17 protein-coding genes are annotated in these 19,547 nt (G+C 48.7%); 3 read left to right on the forward strand and 14 right to left on the reverse strand.

Annotated elements, in window-relative coordinates; all coding sequences use genetic code 11:
• Positions 1-13: 13 nt before the first annotated feature.
• Positions 14-388 (reverse strand): DUF413 domain-containing protein, encoded by a 375-nt coding sequence (locus EXT46_RS01200; RefSeq protein WP_130144699.1) that lies wholly within the window; start codon positions 386-388, stop codon positions 14-16.
• Between the two features lie 93 nt (positions 389-481).
• Between EXT46_RS01200 and EXT46_RS01205 the strand changes: the two genes are divergently transcribed.
• On the forward strand, positions 482-1,339 hold the full coding sequence (locus EXT46_RS01205; protein WP_022943467.1) for a LysR family transcriptional regulator: 858 nt from the start codon (positions 482-484) through the stop codon (positions 1,337-1,339).
• 155 nt (positions 1,340-1,494) lie between these two features.
• A complete protein-coding gene (locus EXT46_RS01210; RefSeq protein ID WP_022943468.1) occupies positions 1,495-2,421 on the forward strand; it encodes a porin in 927 nt (308 codons plus the stop codon).
• Between the two features lie 99 nt (positions 2,422-2,520).
• Here the strand turns inward: EXT46_RS01210 and recG are convergent, their stop codons facing one another.
• The 3 genes from recG to asnC all read right to left on the reverse strand — a co-directional run bounded on the left by recG (position 2,521) and on the right by asnC (position 5,866).
• Positions 2,521-4,596, reverse strand: coding sequence for an ATP-dependent DNA helicase RecG (gene recG / locus EXT46_RS01215; RefSeq protein WP_276319711.1), 2,076 nt, complete (start codon positions 4,594-4,596; stop codon positions 2,521-2,523).
• A gap of 65 nt (positions 4,597-4,661) precedes the next feature.
• Positions 4,662-5,357: a tRNA (guanosine(18)-2'-O)-methyltransferase TrmH gene (trmH, locus tag EXT46_RS01220; protein WP_022943470.1), complete on the reverse strand. Its 696-nt coding sequence runs from the start codon at positions 5,355-5,357 to the stop codon at positions 4,662-4,664.
• Positions 5,358-5,407: 50 nt separating this feature from the next.
• Positions 5,408-5,866, reverse strand: coding sequence for a transcriptional regulator AsnC (asnC, locus tag EXT46_RS01225; RefSeq protein ID WP_053909715.1), 459 nt, complete (start codon positions 5,864-5,866; stop codon positions 5,408-5,410).
• Positions 5,867-6,024: 158 nt separating this feature from the next.
• On the opposite strand from asnC, the gene asnA reads away from it, so the two are divergent.
• Positions 6,025-7,017 carry an aspartate--ammonia ligase gene (asnA, locus tag EXT46_RS01230; protein ID WP_045979327.1) on the forward strand — a complete coding sequence of 331 codons (993 nt, stop codon included), beginning with the start codon at positions 6,025-6,027 and terminating at the stop codon, positions 7,015-7,017.
• A gap of 62 nt (positions 7,018-7,079) precedes the next feature.
• On the opposite strand, the gene EXT46_RS01235 is transcribed toward asnA, so the two are convergent.
• The 10 genes from EXT46_RS01235 to EXT46_RS01280 form a co-directional block, all read right to left on the reverse strand.
• On the reverse strand, positions 7,080-8,699 hold the full coding sequence (locus EXT46_RS01235; RefSeq protein WP_022943473.1) for a FapA family protein: 1,620 nt from the start codon (positions 8,697-8,699) through the stop codon (positions 7,080-7,082).
• Between the two features lie 126 nt (positions 8,700-8,825).
• Entirely contained in the window at positions 8,826-9,218 is a 393-nt protein-coding gene (locus EXT46_RS01240; RefSeq protein WP_022943474.1) for a RidA family protein, read from the reverse strand.
• A gap of 9 nt (positions 9,219-9,227) precedes the next feature.
• Positions 9,228-11,333, reverse strand: coding sequence for a bifunctional GTP diphosphokinase/guanosine-3',5'-bis pyrophosphate 3'-pyrophosphohydrolase (gene spoT / locus EXT46_RS01245; protein WP_053909714.1), 2,106 nt, complete (start codon positions 11,331-11,333; stop codon positions 9,228-9,230).
• Between the two features lie 117 nt (positions 11,334-11,450).
• Positions 11,451-11,726: a DNA-directed RNA polymerase subunit omega gene (rpoZ, locus tag EXT46_RS01250; RefSeq protein ID WP_022943476.1), complete on the reverse strand. Its 276-nt coding sequence runs from the start codon at positions 11,724-11,726 to the stop codon at positions 11,451-11,453.
• Between the two features lie 65 nt (positions 11,727-11,791).
• On the reverse strand, positions 11,792-12,412 hold the full coding sequence (gene gmk, locus EXT46_RS01255; protein ID WP_045979328.1) for a guanylate kinase: 621 nt from the start codon (positions 12,410-12,412) through the stop codon (positions 11,792-11,794).
• A gap of 111 nt (positions 12,413-12,523) precedes the next feature.
• Complete coding sequence (locus EXT46_RS01260) at positions 12,524-15,646, reverse strand: CusA/CzcA family heavy metal efflux RND transporter (protein ID WP_130144701.1); 3,123 nt, start codon at positions 15,644-15,646, stop codon at positions 12,524-12,526.
• A 14-nt stretch (positions 15,647-15,660) separates the two neighbouring features.
• Positions 15,661-16,362, reverse strand: coding sequence for an efflux RND transporter periplasmic adaptor subunit (locus EXT46_RS01265; RefSeq protein ID WP_130144703.1), 702 nt, complete (start codon positions 16,360-16,362; stop codon positions 15,661-15,663).
• 20 nt (positions 16,363-16,382) lie between these two features.
• Positions 16,383-16,874 (reverse strand): efflux RND transporter periplasmic adaptor subunit, encoded by a 492-nt coding sequence (locus EXT46_RS01270; protein ID WP_130144705.1) that lies wholly within the window; start codon positions 16,872-16,874, stop codon positions 16,383-16,385.
• Positions 16,875-16,949: 75 nt separating this feature from the next.
• Complete coding sequence (locus tag EXT46_RS01275) at positions 16,950-17,291, reverse strand: hypothetical protein (protein WP_022943480.1); 342 nt, start codon at positions 17,289-17,291, stop codon at positions 16,950-16,952.
• Between the two features lie 76 nt (positions 17,292-17,367).
• Positions 17,368-19,383, reverse strand: a complete 2,016-nt coding sequence (locus tag EXT46_RS01280) for a HAMP domain-containing methyl-accepting chemotaxis protein (protein ID WP_130144707.1) — start codon at positions 19,381-19,383, stop codon at positions 17,368-17,370.
• Positions 19,384-19,547: the final 164 nt, after the last annotated feature.

The following is a 19,547-nucleotide window of genomic DNA, read 5'->3' on the forward strand; positions in this document are numbered from 1 at the left end:
CGTAAAATGCGGTTTAATCGAGATCGTCACTATCGATTTCTACTTCCACTTCAGGTGCGTCAAAGCTGCGTTTACGCCCAAACAAGGTGAAAAAACGTGCCTTACTGGTCGTCAGTTTTAAGTACTTTATCCACGCTTTCTCGACCGGGTTGATGGGCGTGGATACGCCAGTCGTGGCTGCAACGAAGTGCGCTTGTGTGTCGTTAATGGGTTCAACTGTTTTTTCTTGCAAAGCTTTTAATAAGCGTCCATGTTCTTCTAAAATCTCCGATTCTAGTAGCGTAAAGTGGCCACTGCGGCTGAAACCGCGTGGGAACTTTTCATCGTTATAGAATTTGTGATCGCAAGCAAAGGCTTTGCGTAATTCGAACAATTGGTGCGCCGTCATAGCTAGCTCCTAATACAAGGGAAATCGGCTGGAGTATGGTACACAAGCGTTGTTTTTTTAAACAAAAAATTTTTATCGTGAGGATAAACACGAGTGGATATCGATTTACTGAAGACGTTCATTGAGGTCGCGCGTACTCGCCACTTTGGCCGCGCTGCAGAAAACCTATATATCACGCAGTCAGCGGTGAGCTTTCGAATTCGTCAGTTAGAGCAAAGCTTGGGCGTCAATCTATTTCTGCGCCAACGCAATAACATCCAGCTGACTGCTCCGGGGGAGCGTCTGTTACCTCACGCTAAGCTGATTGTCACCGGAGTACAGCGCGCCAAGCTGGATGTGGCGCTGGCAGATAACATGCGCCGTCAATTGGCACTCAGTGGCACAGCGAACATTTGGGATGCTTTTTTGCAATTTGGTATTGCCCATATTGTCTCGGCCATGCCGGGCATCTCCTTGGTCGCAGAAGTTAAAAATCAGCAGGAGAGCACCCGACTATTACTCGAACGCACCTTAGATATAGCGGTACTGTTCGATTTACCTAAGGTCGATGAGTTATGCGTTGAACCAATTTGCACTCTGGATATTATTCCGCTGTCGAGTTATGCCGATGCGACTGCTGAGTCTTTTTTTGATAACCAATATGTATTCGTTGATTGGGGGACGGCATTTTCGCTGTGGCATGCCCGCAACTTTGCCAATTCGGCACCGCCTTATTTTCGCACCAGTACAGGACGTATCGCCTTAGAGTTGATTTTACGTTGTGGCGGTAGTGCCTTTGTGCCAAGAGTGCAAGCGCAGCAATATCTGGAATCGGGAGAGCTCTTTTTAGTTGAAGGAGTGCCGCAGACCTCGCGAGAAGTGTTCGTCGCCTTTCATAAAGACAATGAACAAAAAGACTTAATTGAAAAGCTGCAACAGCAGCTACAATTGATCGGTGAAGAACTCACATAAACATCATTATTAAAGCGTTGAATGTGAAGCTTAAATGTCACCTAGGTGACACTTTATTGAACTTTAAATGTCATTTGTCATATTTCTGTAATTTAACACTGGCAGACTGCAGGCGTTTTAATTATGTGTTGCGATTTTTAACTGAGGAAACGACTATGAGATTTGCTCCTTCTGCACTAGTGCTCGCTGTGGCGGCTGGATTGCCTTTTTACGCATCGGCTGATGTCAATATTTACGGTAAAGCGAATGTAACAGTGCAATCATCTGATGAGGGTGAGGGATCATTCACTGAAATCAAAAGTAATGCGTCTCGCCTTGGCTTTAAAGGCTCAGAAGGGATTGCTGATGGCTTGGACGTAGTTTATAAACTTGAGTTTCAGGTTGATTTGTCTGATGCTGATTCAAAAGGCGATAAAGACAACATCACTGCACGTAACCAATACGTCGGTCTTAAAGGTAACTTTGGCCAAATCGTGATTGGTCGTAACGATACCGCGCTAAAGCAATCGCAAGGTAAAGTTGACTTGTTCAGTGACCTTGAAGGCGATATTAAAAACGTATTCAAAGGTGAAAATCGCTTAGGTGACTCAGTTACATACACCTCGAATAGCCTCAATGGTTTTAAAGTTATTGCCAGTTATATCGCTGAAGATGATACCGATGCCGACAACGGCTATTCGGTTGCCTTGACTTATGGTGATAAAGGCCTGAAAAAATCCAACGTGTACGCCGCAATTGCCGCTGACAGTGAAGTAAAAGGCTATGATATTTTACGTGCTACGGTGGGCACTAAAGTCGCAGGAATAAAGCTCGGTGCCATGTACCAAACACAAGAGCCCGCAGCAGGTGGTGAAGACAGCGACGGCTTCTTAGTAAGTGCAGCATATGCGATTGATAAAACGGTATTAAAAGCGCAATACCAAACCATGGATTTTGCTGGCAACGACCGTAATGCGATGACCGCAGGCGTTGATTACAAGTTTAATAAAAGTACCAAGTTATTTGGCTTTTATACCAAATTTGATGACGATGCGAGCGCTGATGAAGACTATTTAGCTGTAGGCATGGAATACAAATTCTAAGCTTTTGCAGATGAAAAACCCGCCCATTTGGCGGGTTTTTTGTTGTCTAAATACAGCGAGTTAGCACACTTATAATGCTTTGATACAGGTATAGCTCCATCAGGCCTGGGCGTAGGCAGAGCGATCGCCTAACCAGCGCCAACACAATGCCTTGGCTACCTCTGGATGCTGTATGAGAAGCTGTTTGGCGAGCGGACGAAGGTTGTTGATTAAGGCTTTGTCGCGCTCTAAATCCGCCACTTTAAAATCGGTCATGCCGGTTTGTTTTGTGCCTAACACTTCCCCTGGCCCACGAATTTGCAAATCGCGCTCGGCAATAACAAAACCATCGTTGCTATCACGTAACACTCCTAGGCGCTGCTGCGCAGTATGTGACAAAGGGGCATGATAGAGCAGCACACAATGGGAGGCTGCCGCGCCCCGGCCAACACGACCACGGAGCTGATGTAATTGCGCCAAACCTAAGCGCTCGGGGTTTTCTATGATAATTAGGCTGGCATTAGGGACATCAACACCCACTTCAATCACTGTCGTTGCCACTAGCACATCAAGTTCGCCGTCTTTAAACTCACTCATAACGCGCTGCTTTTCATCCGCCTTTAGACGACCATGAACTAGGCCAATACGCAGCTCAGGGAGGCGCTCACGAAGTTCTTCGGCGCTTAATTGCGCGGCTTGACACTGCAGCGCATCAGACTCGTCAATCAGGGTACACACCCAGTAAACTTGTCTACCTTGCTCTTGTACCGCTTTGTGCACACGCGTAATGACATCGTCGCGTCGGCTGTCGGGAATAGCAACGGTGGTAACAGGCGTGCGCCCCGGGGGCAGCTCGTCGATAATTGATGTTTCCAAATCAGCGTAAGCGGTCATCGCTAAGGTGCGAGGGATGGGGGTGGCGGTCATCACCAATTGGTGTGGGTAGCAATCGCCAAAGCGGCCTTTCTCACGCAGTGACAAGCGCTGGTGGACGCCAAAACGATGTTGCTCATCAATTATGATCAACGCCAGGTTATTGAATTGCACCTGATCTTGGAATAATGCGTGGGTGCCAATAATCATTTGCGCCTGGCCACTTTGAATATCGCTCAGGGCGTGCTCACGTGCTTTGCCTTTGGTTTTACCACCAAGCAGGGTGACTTGAATACCGCGCGGGGTAAACCAACGGTTGAAGTTTAAAGCATGTTGCTCGGCGAGAATTTCTGTCGGCGCCATGAGCGCCACTTGGTAACCTTGGGCGATGGCACATAAGCTTGCCAGTGCTGCCACTAAGGTTTTCCCTGAGCCAACATCGCCTTGTACCAAGCGCATCATTGGATACGGCTGCTGCATATCCGTTTTGATCTGTGCCACTACGCGTTGCTGTGCTGACGTCGGCGTAAACCCTAAAGACGCTAAAAACGGCTGCTCTAAGGCATTATTTGGCGCCAAGGCCACGGCCTTATGTGCTTGCCCCTGTTGCCTTAGGGCCAACAAGCTGAGGTTATGGGCCAGTAACTCTTCAAATGCCAGACGTTGCTGCGCTGGATGTTCACCGAGCTCTAAAGCTTGGGTATCGCTATCAACCGGTGGTTGGTGAATAAAGCGAATGGCATCGGCGAGTGACCAACCTGCGGGACGATACTGTTGTGGCAGTAGCTCTTCTATCGGCGCGCGATTCAAGGCTTGCAGCGCTTGAAGCATCAGGTTGCGCAGTGACAGTTGTTTTAGTCCGTCGGTGGTCGGATAAATGGCGCTTAAATGTGTTTGTGTGGGGAGGGCTTCGGGGCTGTCACTAATATTGTACTCAGGATGCGCCATTTCCAGCCCGACTTTAGCGCGGCGCACTTCACCAAAACAGCGGATCACTTTGCCCTCTTGCATGGCGTTTTTTTGCGCCGCAGAGAAGTTAAAGAACCTGAGTGTCATGCGTCCACTGCCATCATTAATATGGCACACCAACATCCGCCGGCGACCAAAGGTAATGTTGGCGGATTCAATGGTGGCTTGCACACACACATGGGTATGTGGCAGAAGCTCGCAGATGGGAACAATGCGGGTGCGGTCTTCATAGCGCAGCGGCAAATGAAATAGCATGTCTTGCACGCTACGAATGCCAAGCTTGGCAAGGCGCTCGGCCATTTTTGGGCCAACGCCTTTGAGCTCGTTAATGGGGTAGGTGTTCAGGCTTGGCAAATGGCATGTCCTTCAAACAGTTATAACCTAAGTGTACTGACTGCAGGGCCTTGCTTTCAAGTCACTTAGCGCTGACGTTTGTAGCGTAAGGTATCCCAGAACTGTTCATTGGCAATAATTTCACCGTTCTCGTCGAGAGCCGGGTAAGGGAGTCCCTTTTCTTTGCATTGCTGGGCAATAATAGGATGACATCCTTCGAACAGTAAAGTGTGCTTGATTTGTGGATTGAGCATATCGCGTTCATACAAGCCCGCGGCTTCGCGTTGACGCTGTGCTTCATAAAGGATTAACGCTGCAGCCACAGAGACATTTAGAGACTGCACCATACCGCGCATTGGAATAACGATATGTTTATCAGCATGGGCAAGCGCTGCATCGGAAATACCCTCGCGCTCTTGGCCAACAATCACGGCGGTGGGTTGGGTGTAGTCAATATCACGATAGTCGACGGCGTCGCTACTGAGGTTAGTGGCCAGCAACTGCACCCCAGGGATCTGCTCGCGAATACTGCCAACAGCCTGATCAATATCGTCATGCATATGGGTGTGCACCCAGTTTTTGCTACCGCCGGAGGTGTTATTGGTGAGACGACGCTGCTCTTTAGGCCAGACCGCATGAATATGGTGACAACCGACAGCGTCGGCGGTGCGCACGATGGCCGAAAGATTATGGTGTTTATGCACTTCATCTAAGCACACGCTTAGATCGGTTTGTCGTCTATCTAAAACTTGTTTTACTCGGTGGTAACGCTTCTCGCCCATAGCCCATCTTTGCTGTTACAAAAAAGTGCGCCGATTATACGCCAATGTGGCTATGGGGTCACACTACGATTAATAGGGTTTTGCAAAGAAATCAGCGTTTCGGTTGACTGAATTGCTTCAATCGCTTGCACTTTATTGATCAGCACGTCTTGTAAGTGCTCGATGGAGCGCGCCATCACCTTAATAAAAATGCTGTAATTACCTGTGGTGTAGTAGGCCTCGACTACTTCTTCGAGCTCACGCAATAGCTCTAAAGTATGGGGGTAGTCGCGGGCATTGTTGAGGTTAATGCCAATAAAGCAACACACATCATACCCCAGGCGTTTAGCGTCAACACATACCTGGGTGCCGGTGATCACTCCGGCTTGGCGCATTTTTTCTATGCGCACATGAATGGTCCCAGCACTGACTCCGCATTGTTTCGCCAATTCGGCGTAAGGGGTGCGGGCATTACTCATCAAGCTCTTAAGGATGGATTTGTCTAAATTGTCGAATCGATAATTTTCCATAGTTAAAACACATAAAAAATAAATGATATCTAATATATTTCAGTTAAATTGATTTTTATTTTTAAGTAAAGCTCTTTTTGTTAAATGCTATTGAATAAAACGCTCGCTGAGGTATGGTTTTTATATCGAACAAAGCAGCAGCAATGGGAATGAGGACCATGAGCACAGAGTATATTCAACAACAGCAGCAAATTAGTACGGTTAAACAGGTATTTTCACAGCACTTAGCAGCGGCTTTGAATCTTGTTGAGGTGCAGGCGCCGATTCTTGCCCAGGTAGGAGATGGCATTCAAGATGAGCTCAGTGGTCACGAAAAGGCCGTCGCCGTGCAGGTGAAAACCCTGCCTGAGCAACGTTATGAGGTGGTGCATTCATTAGCGAAGTGGAAGCGTAAGACCCTCGCTGATTACGGCTTTGCGGTGGGCTCTGGATTGTACACACATATGCGGGCCTTGCGCCCAGACGAAGAACGTCTAAGCCCTATCCATTCAGTGTATGTTGACCAGTGGGATTGGGAAAAGGTGATTTGTGAGCGTAGCGAGCGCAGTTTAGCGACGCTAAAGGCCACTGTTGAGCAAATTTATGCTGCCATTAAAGCGACAGAGACCTATGTCGGTGAGCAGTTTGATATTGCTCCTTACCTACCTGAAAAAATTCATTTTATTCATGCCGAGAAGTTGCGTCAGGCATACCCAGATTTAAGCGCGAAAGAACGGGAGCGTGCGGTTTGTAAGCAGTATGGTGCAGTCTTTCTCATCGGCATCGGTGGTAAGCTCGCAGACGGTCAACGTCATGACGTGCGCGCCCCGGATTATGATGATTGGTCTACTCAAGGAGATGAGGGGTTGCCTGGACTTAACGGCGATATCTTAGTGTGGAACAAGGTACTTGAAGATGCATTTGAGATTTCTTCCATGGGCATTCGGGTTTGCCCCGAGTCATTACTCACTCAGTTGGAGTTGAGCGAGCAAAGCCACAAAACGCAACTGCCTTGGCATCAAGCCTTGCTTCATAAAAAGCTACCACAAACCATTGGTGGCGGTATCGGCCAGTCTCGTTTAGCGATGTTGCTTTTGCAAAAGAGTCATATTGGTCAAGTGCAGGTAGGAGTATGGCCTGAACAGCTAAAACAACAGCAAGCCTTATTGTAAATCTTGTGGTTAGCGTGCTGAGCCTCGTTATGAGTAATGGGCTAGGCACGCTTTTTTGCTGTTTAGGAGGTTTTAAACTCAACCTCTATTTTGCTTTTCTCTAGTTTTACAACGCAGGGTGGGTACTGTCTGGCTGTTTTCAGTACCTTGTCAAAGATATGAATCTCAACGCCGGAATTTAAGCGTTGATGAGCGACAAGATTAGCGCCATCAAGCAGTGAGTGTAAGGTGTTATCTAAGCTAGACAGCTTAGTTTCAAGCTCATCTGCTTGTTGTACTAGAGCCAGTTGTGTGGCGCCAATTTTTTCAATGAGTTGCTTTTTCTTTTCCGCGTCTTTAATCGCTTCGGCCTTCTCTAGTGCATCTTGCAACGACGCGAGTTTATCGTCAGTCTGCGAAAGTTGCTGCACACAGGCGTCATTGTCAGCGGTAATATCCGCGCCTCGGGCAACTAGATTAATGCGCATCTTGGCCCCCGACTCACTACCAATTTCACCGGCTTCAAGGCGGCAGGCATCGAGTACTTCACCGCCAAAGAGCTTACCATTTGGGCTCTCTTCTGGCCCCACTATGAGGCTTTCTAGAGCTTTTAATTGGCAATGGCTAGCTTGGCGTTCGATATAGATATTGGTGGCTTCTAGGTAGCAATATTGGGCGTGGCTGATATGTAAATTACCGCCCGCATTAATCTGGCAAGTAAGCTCGGCGTCATTTTGTTGGTGGTTAGGGTGACCAATGGTGCCCTGTTTGATGGTGATATCACCGGTGGCATTAAGAATACCTGATTCCACCGTGCCCAGTACGCTAATTTCACCCTTAGCGGTCACCCGCATACCCGGCTCAACGTTATGGGTGATCACCACAGAGCCATCAAAATCGATATGGCCGCTTTTAACGTTCACTTCTTTAATCGTGAAAATATCGTCAACGCGCATGCCATTGGGAGATTCCACGGGCACACCAGAAACAGTCGCGCGCAGCTCCAGTGGGTTATCCGGATTGAGTTCGGTCCCCTCTCCGGGGGTTAAAGACAGTTGCTCACCAGGTTTGGCTTCAAGCACATCGCCGGTGACGGTGAATCCCTCTTTCCCTGGAGTCGCAGGCTTTTGGATCATTAAAACAGTGCCGGGCTGAACGCTGGCAAGTTTGCCAAAGTCGCGCATATCAACCGTGCCGTCTTCACGGCGTTTAGGTTTGTTAATGCGATCTTTTAGGGTTTGTGTTTGTTTGACTAGTTCGCTGGGCTGCCCATCAACGGGTAAGCGTCCACGCGCTAGTGTGCCTTTCACTGAACTACCAGGGGCCAATTCGAATTGCTGTTGTAAAAGCTTTTCTAAAAGCGCTTGCTGGTAGCCTCGGCGTACACCCGCCACCACAATGGCCTTTTTGCCGGCTTCCAAATCGAGGGCTTTGCCCCCTTGCGCTGTGGTTAGCCGTCCCATCGCTGACATTTTATCGTCGCTGATGGTGACCTCTAACGTGGCATCTACGCGCTTACCGACTACGATACTCGGACCTGATTCTTCACCGCTGTAAAACTTATCGAGGTGCTCGTCGTCCACTTTACAGCCAGCAAATTCGGATTGCTGTAATGCTTCTAGCATGGCTGCTTTTGATGGTGGCGCTGGTGTCTCCTGCGTCACATTAAACAGCACATTGCCATTGTGGGCCAATTTAAACACAAATAATTCCTTGCAAGCACACGACTTTATTAAGTTTTATCCTACTTTATGAGATTTACAAGGAGAATGGAAGAGAGGAGAGGGCAGAAAACTCTGCCCAAAAAGTATACCAGTGAGGTGGGCTGTCTAATTAGTGGATGGAAGCTCCATAATTCCGTCGATTTCAACTTGCGCGCCTTTAGGCAGCTCTTTCACGCCAATCGCGGCGCGAGCGGGGTAAGGCATCTTGAAATGTTGGCTCATAATTTCATTCACCGTGGCAAAGTTGCTCAAGTCGGTAAGGAAAATATTGACCTTGACCATGTCTTGTAACTCACCCCCGGCGGCTTCACAAACGGCGGCCAGGTTTTTAAATACTTGCTGTGTTTGTTCCGCGAAGTCATCAGAGATCATTTCCATGGTCTCTGCCACAAGTGGAATTTGCCCCGAAAGGTATACAGCGGTGCCTACCTTAACAGCTTGGTTATAAGTGCCAATAGCTGAGGGAGCTTGGTCGGTTGATATAATAATTTTATTCATGATTGTCCTTTACTTTTTACGGTAGACCTTTTGTACATCTGGCATCACCCGGATGCGGCGCATGATATTTGCTAGGTGAATACGGTCTTTCACGGTCACGCCAAGGTCAATAACATATAAATTGCTTTCTTTTTCATCAGTTGTTAGTTCAACAATATTAGCGCCTGTTGACGCCACTAAGTTGGTGAGCTTAGCGAGCACACCTTGGTGGTTGATGATTTCCACACGTAAAGCGGCAATGTATTCTTTTTCTGGGTTATCTTCCCACTTCACAACAAAGTACTTTGATGACTCGCTTTGCCAGCCGCGAATATTTTTACATTCTTGGCGGTGCACGGTCAGGCCTTTGCCTTGGCTAACATGAGCGACAATGGCATCACCTGGGACCGGACGACAGCACTTAGAGTAATTGACCAGCATGCCTTCGGTACCAATAATGGCCGCCTTTGCCGATTTTTCTAAGTCGTCGATTTGTTCCTCGTCTACCTGCAGTAGGCGTTTGGCAACTAGCATGCTCATAATGTTGCCACAGCCTATTTCGACCAGTAGTTCCAGCAAGGTGTTGAGTTGGTGCTCTTCAAGCACACGCGTTATCCGCTCTTCACCTATCTCGTCTAATGCGTGCTCGCCCAAAGCCGAATCAAGCAGACGACGCCCTAATTGCATAGCCTCTTCTTGGCGTTGGCTCTTAAGGTAATTACGTACACATAAACGTGCTTTTGCGGTAACAATAAAGTTGAGCCACGTGGCGTTGGGGTGTGCCCCTGAGCTGGTGATCACCTCTACGGTTTGCCCGGTATCAAGCGGTCGACTTAAGGGGTGCGGTTTGCGATTGACGCGGGCACCTACACAGGTGTTGCCAACATCGGTGTGCACCGCATAGGCAAAGTCGACAGCGGTGGCCCCCATTGGCAACTCGATAATACGGCCATCAGGAGTAAATACGTAAATCTCTTCAGGGAACAGTTCGGTTTTAACGTTTTCCACGAACTCAAATGAAGAGCCTGCACTTTGTTGCAGTTCGAGTAAGCTTTGCATCCATTGACGGGCGCGTTGCTGAGCAGTATGCCCGGTATTTTCTCCCGCCTTTTTGTACATCCAATGTGCCGCGACCCCTTTATCGGCCATGTGATCCATATCTAAGGTGCGAATTTGAATTTCTACGGGAATGCCGTGTGGCCCCACCAGCGAGGTGTGTAGCGACTGATAGCCATTGGTCTTTGGTACGGCAATATAATCTTTAAAACGTGTTTCGATAGGTTTATAGAGATTATGCGCCACCCCAAGCACGCGGTAACAGGTATCCATGCTATCAACAACAATGCGAAACGCATAAATGTCCATCACCTCGTTAAACATTAGCTCTTTGTTGAGCATTTTTTTGTAAATGCTGTAGAGGTGCTTTTCTCGCCCTGATACTTGCGCTTGAATGCCAGCGTCTTCTAAGCGTGATTCAATCTCACCCTGAATATTGCTGATCACTTCCTTACGATTGCCTCGTGCTTTCGCAACCTCTGATTTCAGGGCGCGATAGCGCATCGGGTAAAGCGCTTGAAAACCTAAGTCTTCGAGCTCGTTTTTAATGTCGTGGATACCTAAGCGGTTAGCGATGGGGGCAAAGATTTCTAAGGTCTCGCGGGCGATGCGACGACGCTTGTCAGGACGTAGTGCTCCTAGGGTGCGCATATTGTGGGTGCGGTCCGCCAATTTAATTAAAATAACGCGGATGTCCTGAGTCATCGCCATGATCATTTTGCGATAGTTTTCAGCTTGGAATTCTTTTTTGTCTTTGAAGCTGAGTTTATCGAGCTTACTGACGCCCTCGACGAGTTCGGCGACCGTCTCGCCAAATATCTCCGCCAGGTCTTGTTGCGAGAAGTCGGTATCTTCGATGACATCGTGCATAAGCGCCGCCATAAGGGTCTCATGGTCGAGCTTCATGCTGGCTAAAATTTGCGTTACTTCAACGGGGTGTGTGATGTACGGCTCACCACTTGAGCGAAATTGTCCTTCATGGGCTTCACGGGCCACCACATAGGCTTTTTGTACCAATGCCACATCAGCCGGAGGCAGGTACTCGGATATTTTTTTCTTTAGACCTTCAAAGAGATACATTCACACTCCAAACACAGCGAGGCGAAATTGAACAGTTAAGGTGAATATACGATGAAAAGAGGGGAAAGCCAACGGCTGCACGAGTATTGCAGCCGTTTTGAGAGCGTTAGAGGCCGCTTATTGGTTGCCGCCAACGATAGCCGCAACAGCTGCCATTTCAGCAGCTTCTTGGTTTTGCTGCTCTTGGCGTTCAATGGCCTCTAGGGTATCCACAGTAATGTGGCCTTCCTCGATTTCACGCAAAGCGAGAACCGTTGGTTTATCGTTTTCAGCATCAACCATAGGATCTTTACCACCTACGGCGATCTGGCGCGCACGACGGGCGGCGACAAGGATTAAGTCAAAACGATTGCCAATTTTATCTACTGCATCTTCAACAGTTACGCGAGCCATGCTTCACTCCAAAATTTAATTCTGTAAACGCATAGTTTACTGCAAGGTTAAGTTTAGGCCAATAGTTATTTTAACAAGTCGTGGATTAGTTCGTTATGTTTTACACGCTGAGCACTGATGCTTAAGCGCTTGGCTTTAACGATGGTTTCAATCTCTGCTAAAGCGGTGTCAAAGTCATCATTAACGACCAAGTAATCATACTCATCAAAGTGTGAGGTTTCCGATTGCGCCTTGGCCATGCGCCCGGCAATCACGTCTGCGGAATCTTGGCCGCGATTGGTTAGGCGATTTTCAAGCTCTGCCTTGGATGGCGGCAAAATAAAAATAGTGGTGACGTCCGGGGCTAATTCTCGCACTTGTCGGGCGCCTTGCCAGTCGATATCGAGAAACACATCAATGCCGTTGGCAAGTTGCTGTTCTATCGCCGCTTTTGAGGTGCCGTAATAGTTGTCGAACACTTGCGCCCATTCAAAGAAATCATCATTGTCGATCAGTGTTTTGAACTCAGCTTCGCTTACAAAATGATAATGCTTGGCGTTTTGCTCGCCAGGGCGAGGAGCACGAGTGGTGTGCGACACCGATACTTGCATATCACTATGTTGTTGGAGTAACGCATTGATCAAGCTGGACTTACCCGCACCAGATGGGGCGGATAAAATAAACAAATTACCACGAACTTGGCTCATGATGTCTCTCTAAATACAGGGGTTTAAAAAAGAGCCGCGTAGTATAGCGGATTTCTTAGCCTAGGTTAACTGGCGCATAAACCTGTTGTCGATTCATGCGCCACAATAGCTTTAGTGTTTAAGCTTAGCCCGAGAAAAACGTGGATACAAAGCTGGCAACACAAACAAAGTTAATAAGGTGGATGTCAGTAGCCCACCGACAATCACGCTTGCCAAGGGGCGCTGAATTTCGGCACCCACACCTTGAGAAAGCAGCATTGGAATCAAGCCTAATGCCGACGTGATAGCGGTCATCAGCACCGGGCGCAGGCGCTGCGTGGCCCCCTCAAATACTGCGCTGGCTAGAGCCTGGCTGCTATTGATACGCTGATTGATGCTCTCGACCATGACCACTCCATTGAGTACGGCAACGCCAAATAAAGTAATAAAGCCTACCGAGCTTGGCACCGACAAATACTGCCCACTTAAATATAAGGAAAACACCCCACCAATGACTGCCAATGGGACGTTGATTAATATCAGCAAGGCTTGGCCGACGCTGCCAAACGCAAAATACAGTAACAGCGCGATGGCAGCCAGTGACAATGGAATAACAACGCTGAGGCGCTGCTGTGCCCGCTGTTGATTTTCGAATTGCCCGCCGATGGCCACAGAGTACCCGCTGGGCAGCGCCACATCATTTGCGATTTGCTCACGAATTTGCGCCACCACCGAGCCCATATCCCGGCCTTGGACATTTGCTTGGACTACAACTCGGCGCTGTACATCGTCGCGGCGCACCTGAGGAGGCCCCGATTCAATACTAATATCGGCCACATCGGCTAAGCGCACCCACGCCCCGTTGCTAGCTTGCAAATATAAATTGCCAATGGCTTGTGGGGTTTGTCGGTAGGGTTTATCAATGCGTACGTTAATATCATAGCGTTCATTGCCATTGATAATTTGTCCGGCTTGTACACCGCCAATGCCGTCGCGTACCAAGCCCATCACATCGGCGACTTGCAAGCCATAACGAGCCAAGGCTTGGCGCTTTGGTTTTACGATCAGTTGTGCTTCGCCGGCAATTTGTTCAAGCGCGACATCGCGGGTGCCTGGCACCGCTTTTACCGCATTGGCAATGGCCTCGCCCTGAGTCGCTAGCACTTCAAGTTCGGGGCCAAATAGTTTGATGGCCAGCTGCGCTTTTACTCCAGACAGTAACTCATCAACTCGCGTGGCGATAGGCTGAGAAAAGTTAAACAACAACCCTGGATAGGCGCTGAGCTTCTGTTCCATCAAGGCTTGTAGTTGGTAGCGGTTTTCTGCACTTTGCCACTGACTGGGGGGCTTTAAGCCAATATAGATTTCGATGTTATTGACCGGCTCGGGGTCACCACCAATTTCGGCCCGACCGATACGGCTCAAAGCGTACGTGACTTCAGGAAAGCTTAATAGTTTGGCTTCTAGTTTGGGGGCCACCGCAAGTGCAGTTTCGAGGCTTGAAGAAGGCGCCAAGGTAACGCGCAGGTTAATGGTACCTTCTTCGAGCTCGGGAACAAATTCGGTTCCCAACTGCCCTAGGGTGGCAACAGCGCCAGCAACGAGTAGAAGCGCCGTGACCACCACCGCTTTGGTATGCGCTAGGGCCTGGTGTAATGCTTTTTTATAAAGCACATCCAAGGGTTTGAGTATCAAGCTGGGCCGCGATGTGATTTGACCGGTAAACAGATAGCTTGCGAGTGCAGGAACGATAATTAACGCCACGAAAATGGCACTGATCACCGCTAAAATAATGCTTAACGCCATCGGTTGGAATAGTTTGGCTTCAACGCCTTCGAAGCTAAAGAGCGGCATAAACACGACTAAAATAATGGTTGCGGCGAAAAACACGGGTCGAGCGACCTCTTTCCCCGCGAGTAAGATACGCTCGCGTGCCGTCAACTTGCTGTCTTGGCGGCTTAAATGCTTAAACATGTTCTCAACCATTACCACTGAGCCATCGACCAGCATGCCAATCGCCACAGCAAGACCGCCAAGCGACATTAAATTAGCAGAAATGTTAAGCCACACCATCATCATTAAGGCCATGGCAATGGCGATGGGGATGGATATGAGCACTAATAACGTGGCGCGTAGGTTCATTAGAAATAGGGCGAGCACAACAACGATAAAAACGAAGGCGAGAGTGAGTGCATTCACCACCGTATTCACGGCTTTGGTGATAAGGTCTGCTTGGTCATAAAAAGGTTGAAATCGTACCCCTTGTGGCAGCGCTTGATTGATCATTTGCACTCTTTGCTCGATCCCATCGATGGTGGCTTTGGTATTGGCACCCATGCGTTTGAGGACAATGCCAGAGACCACCTCACCTAACTGTTCGACCTCGCCCTGGGCGTTTTTACGGCTCATGGTCACCGCACCTTGGCGAATCTCGCTGCCTAAGCGCACCTCAGCGATATCACCGACGGTAATGACCGTGCCGGCGACGGTTTTTACCGCTACTTGTTGTATTTGCTCAATGCCTTGGCGTGAGTGAGCAAACCAGCCGGTACCGCGCACCACCAGCTGTTCTTGACCACGGTCCATATACCAACCGCCCACATTGTCATTGCTGGCATCGAGCGCGGCCACAAGGTCTTGCTGCGTTAATTGATAGGCGAGTAACTTATTCGGGTTGATTGCGACTTGGTATTGGCGCACACGACCACCAAATGACAGCACATCAGTGACGCCGTCAATCGGCATAATCAGCAGCTTTACCACCCAATCATTGAGTGAGCGCAGGGCCATCGTATCGAGCTCGGCCTCTGCATCGGCTATAAGTAAGTACTGATACACTTGCCCCAAGCCCGAGGTATTGGGGCCCATCTCAGGGCTGCCAAGACCGTCAGGGATAAGCTCTTTGGCGGCTTGTAAACGCTCAAAAACCAGCTGTCTAGCAAAGTAAATATCGGTGTCCTCGTTAAACACGATGGTCACTCCAGAAAGGCCTGTTTTAGATATCGAGCGCACTTGCTCGACATTGGGAAGCGCATACATAACCGCTTCGATAGGGTAGGTGATCAGTTGCTCTACCTCTTCGGCGGCCAGACCGGGGGCTTCGGTGTTTACTGTTACTTGTACATTGGTGACGTCGGGAAAGGCGTCTAAATTAAGTTTAGGGATCACTGTGATGCTGGCAGCGATCAGGCTCACCAACGCCAGCACGACAAGCAGGCGGTTACGCACCGCCCAAGCAATAATAGAGTTAAACATTGTGCCGCTCCAGCTTAGTGGTTATGAGGGTCAAAGCCACTTTTGGCTAGTTGAGAAGAAATAAAGAAAGCCCCGGTCATCGCGACATTGACTCCCTCAGGCACGCCGGAGATTTGTTGGTAGCGACCAAAGCGTTCACCCAATTCAACCTCTACGGGTAAGAACTCGCCGGGGCTTTGTTGCACAAAAACCTGCCAATCGCCGTCACTGCCGCGCATGAGCGCGCTTTGGGGAAGAGCTAATATTGGCGTGGTGCTGGCAAAGGTGAAATGCACATCGACGAACATGCCGGCATGAAGTTTGTCTTGCGGGTTATCTACTTTTAGCCGGATCACCCGCGTCCGTGTAGTTGGGTCAATCACATGGGCTTCTTGAATAACTTTCGCTGGGTAAGTGCGGCCGTTGACGACGATATTCACCGCTGTGGCTTTATTGATGGCGCCATCGCTATAAGGCGCAACTTTGGCCTCAACCCATAGGCTAGATTCATCGGCGATGGTCATAATGCTCTGGCCAGCTTCCACTCGTTGGCCTTGGGTGAAGTCGTCGTTAAGCACCACTCCTGAGGTTTGGGCCACCAAAGAATATTGGCCAAATGACGCAATGTTGTCCTTACTAATCGTATCAATGGCTTCAGTGGTTAAGCCAAGGGCAATTAACTGCCCGTAGCTGGCGTTGTATTGTGACTGTGCTTTTAAGCGAGCACTTTCACTCACCGCTCGGTTATCAAGTTGCTTTACTCGTTGCCACTCACTCGCCGCACTAGGTAGTCGGCCTGAGCATTGGCCATTGTTTCACTGAATAAGGTGACCAGTGGTTGCCCTTGATTGACGTGCTCGCCAAGCATTGCGTGGCGCTCAATGACAACCGACTCAGTACGTGCAGAAACGATGTAACTTGAGTACCCATTGGCTTTGAGCTCTCCAGGTGCATACAGCGTTTTGTTATGTGCACGTGCTTGTAAGGGCGCTACTTTTATTTGCGCTAGGGCCATACTGCGCTCACTGAGAGCAATACCTTGACCATGGTCGCTGGGTGATGATTTAGCGGTATTGTTGATATCATTATGGTCGTGACCTTCGCCCGCGAAGGTGAGCGACGACACGCTCAATACTAACAATGTAACGGTTTTGATAAACACCGTGAAGAAGGTGTCCAAGGCGCGATGAACACACGCGCCACTAAGTGCCTTCGCGCTGCGCGCAAAGCAAAAAATAGAAAGCTTCATAAACTATTCTCTAACTGCAAATGTTAAGTTAGCCGCAAGCGCAGTGTGCGCGTTGGGCATGGCGGATAAGTGCAGTTAGACGATGGGAGGGCGGAAAGTTGGGTAAATGACCTCGCCCACAGCGCGGTGGCGCCAGTCCGGCAATGCGAAATCAACATGGTCATTGGCAAAACAGGGGGCCGGTATGCTCCCCCAAGTGAGATGTGAGCCTGAGCAGTGGCCGCAGTGATGACAATCAGCAGTATCGTGCAAATTATCGCTTGCCTGTGGTTGCAAGTCATCATGTTGTTGGTGCGAATGTACGCTCTGTAAATGCTCGCTGTCGATTTGATGTACAGGGGTGGGATCAGCACTCGCTGCCAGTGATTGCAGCACAATCACTAGGGGTAAAAGAATGCTAAATACACACTTAAGCACCGGGAGCACACCTGTTAGTTATCAAATTAGGGTCTAAAATACCGACAGCGATACATAAAATCAATGAGTATTGTGCTTAACTGGCACGCAATTTAAAGCGCTGCACAGACTCACTAAGTTCACCGGCTTGAGAATTAAGCTGTTTCGCAATCTCTAAAGCCCCTTGGGTGTCGTTCAGTGATGCCTGGCTCGCGCGCTCAATATCAGACACATCCTTGGCCATTTCCGCAGCGACCACTGATTGCTCTTCGGTGGCAGTCGCGATTGATTGAATCATACTGGCAATGTCGCTGGCACTTTGCATTATGTTGCTAAGTTGTTCCCCCGCCTGCTCCGCCATAGATACACTGCTGTTTACTTGCTCTACGCTACTATGCATAGACTCTACCGCTTGGTGAGTTTGCTTTTGGATGGCGGTAATTGTCTGCGCGACTTCATCGGTGGCTTTGGTCGTGCGCTCAGCCAAGGTGCGTACTTCGTCGGCAACGACGGCAAAGCCTCGGCCCTGCTCACCGGCTCGTGCGGCCTCAATGGCAGCATTGAGTGCCAACAAGTTTGTTTGCTCGGCAATGGCACTGATCACACTGATGATATTGCCAATTTGATTACTAAGCTCACCCAGTTCGGTGACTGAGCTGGAGGTGTTTTGCACTCTGCTCGAAGCGCTTCTTATTTCTGCTACCGTTTGGCTTACTGCTTCGGCACCATGAGCGGCATACTCTCTTGCTTGCTCACTATTGCCAGATGCTTGTTGTGATTGTCTAGCGACCTCTGAAACCGTTGAGCTCATTTCTTCAATGGCAGTGGCTATCTGTGTTGATTGGTCTGCTGAGTTTTGGCTGCGATTAGCGATTTGCTCGTTTGTTGAGCTAATTTCCAAGCTGGATTCCCTAACCTGAGTGGCCAGTGACGTGATCAGAGCCATTAAATCATGCAGAGATGACGACATTTTATTGGTCGCCGCAGCAAGGCTGTCGATTTCATCCTTGTTAGCATGAGCAATAGCCGGGCGCGATAAGTCGCCGATGCTGACACTTTCTGCTGTCTCTAGCACATTGTTTAAGCGAGTAATGATTGAGTGGCTAATGAGGTAGGCAATAATGCCTGCGACAACGAAGGCGATTAAGGTAATGATCACAATAATGATCAAGGTCAGGTTTAAGCCTTCGACAAGGTGGTTTAAGGCGCTAATAGCGTCTACTTGCTCTTCCCGCGCTGAGGTTTGCAAAATAGTGTTTAGTTTATCAACAACCTGGGCTTCTAGGTCATTGATAGTACTTCGAGCATCAATATAGTCTTGTGGACTATAGCGTTTAAAAATGCTGTTGGCCGTGCGCACAATGTCATCGCGATAAGACTCAACTTGACGTAGCGCTGCCACTTCATCAGGTTGTTGCTCAAGTGGTCGAAGCGCCTCAAGGTATTCATTGAAACTGGTTAAATCGTCTTTAAAGCGTGCTTTAGCTTCGGTATCACCGCGAATGTGTGCGTTCACACCCGCGACTAGGTCACCGGCCTCATCGATCAGTTCGAGGTAATATCTGACACCCGGTAAATTATCCTGCAAGCTGGTTTGTAAATCGCTTGCTTGCATGGCCTGTGCATACTCTTGGTCTTTGAGCTCGTCGAGTAAGTCACCTAACTTCTCACCGGTGTCTTGTTCTAACTGTGCCACTTGTGATTGTACGCTACGAAACAATTCAGGGTCGTATCGATTAAATACGCCCTGAGTGATGCCGCGATTGTATTCCTTCACTAAGTTTTCTATGTTTGCCATCTTCTCTATGTCTGATGGCTTGTTAGACTCATACTTATAAAGCTCTTGGTGTTGCGTTTGAAATTGTCTATACAAAGCCGCAAAGCTATCTCGCTTTTGTTGTTCACCGCCTATGTATTCAAGGGCTTCATTTTGCATTTGATAAATAGTATCGGAGATCGATAAATAGGCTAGTAAACCGGGAAGGTCGTCGTTTTTAACTTCCTCAGCTTGCAGGGTTTCGGTGGAGACTTTAAGCCAAACGATAAGGCTTGAGATAACCATTAAAGCAATAACGGCGGCAAACGACAAAGACAACTTTGTTTTTAGTTTCATAATGTACTCACTGATAAGAGCCTGTTAATTAGGATAGCTGACAGGCTTAGTAATGCTCACAAAAGTTTGGCATAGTGTTTTTACACAGATATAACGAACGAGAAAAAATGTGCTTAATCGCGTTTAAGTTAAAGGGAGCGCGATAAAGAGCAAAAAAGACGGTA

The organism is Pseudoalteromonas sp. CO325X (genome assembly GCF_004208955.1).
Lineage (GTDB): Bacteria > Pseudomonadota > Gammaproteobacteria > Enterobacterales > Alteromonadaceae > Pseudoalteromonas > Pseudoalteromonas ruthenica.

Coding starts and splice junctions, on each gene's coding strand:
- EXT46_RS01210 (WP_022943468.1), top strand. CDS start 1,495: ATGAGATTTGCTCCTTCTGCACTAGTGCTCGCTGTGGCGGCTGGATTG.
- EXT46_RS01270 (WP_130144705.1), bottom strand. CDS start 16,874: ATGAAGCTTTCTATTTTTTGCTTTGCGCGCAGCGCGAAGGCACTTAGT.
- spoT (WP_053909714.1), bottom strand. CDS start 11,333: ATGTATCTCTTTGAAGGTCTAAAGAAAAAAATATCCGAGTACCTGCCT.
- asnC (WP_053909715.1), bottom strand. CDS start 5,866: ATGGAAAATTATCGATTCGACAATTTAGACAAATCCATCCTTAAGAGC.
- rpoZ (WP_022943476.1), bottom strand. CDS start 11,726: ATGGCTCGCGTAACTGTTGAAGATGCAGTAGATAAAATTGGCAATCGT.
- EXT46_RS01240 (WP_022943474.1), bottom strand. CDS start 9,218: ATGAATAAAATTATTATATCAACCGACCAAGCTCCCTCAGCTATTGGC.
- gmk (WP_045979328.1), bottom strand. CDS start 12,412: ATGAGCCAAGTTCGTGGTAATTTGTTTATTTTATCCGCCCCATCTGGT.
- asnA (WP_045979327.1), top strand. CDS start 6,025: ATGAGCACAGAGTATATTCAACAACAGCAGCAAATTAGTACGGTTAAA.
- EXT46_RS01280 (WP_130144707.1), bottom strand. CDS start 19,383: ATGAAACTAAAAACAAAGTTGTCTTTGTCGTTTGCCGCCGTTATTGCT.
- EXT46_RS01200 (WP_130144699.1), bottom strand. CDS start 388: ATGACGGCGCACCAATTGTTCGAATTACGCAAAGCCTTTGCTTGCGAT.
- trmH (WP_022943470.1), bottom strand. CDS start 5,357: ATGGGCGAGAAGCGTTACCACCGAGTAAAACAAGTTTTAGATAGACGA.
- EXT46_RS01260 (WP_130144701.1), bottom strand. CDS start 15,646: ATGTTTAACTCTATTATTGCTTGGGCGGTGCGTAACCGCCTGCTTGTC.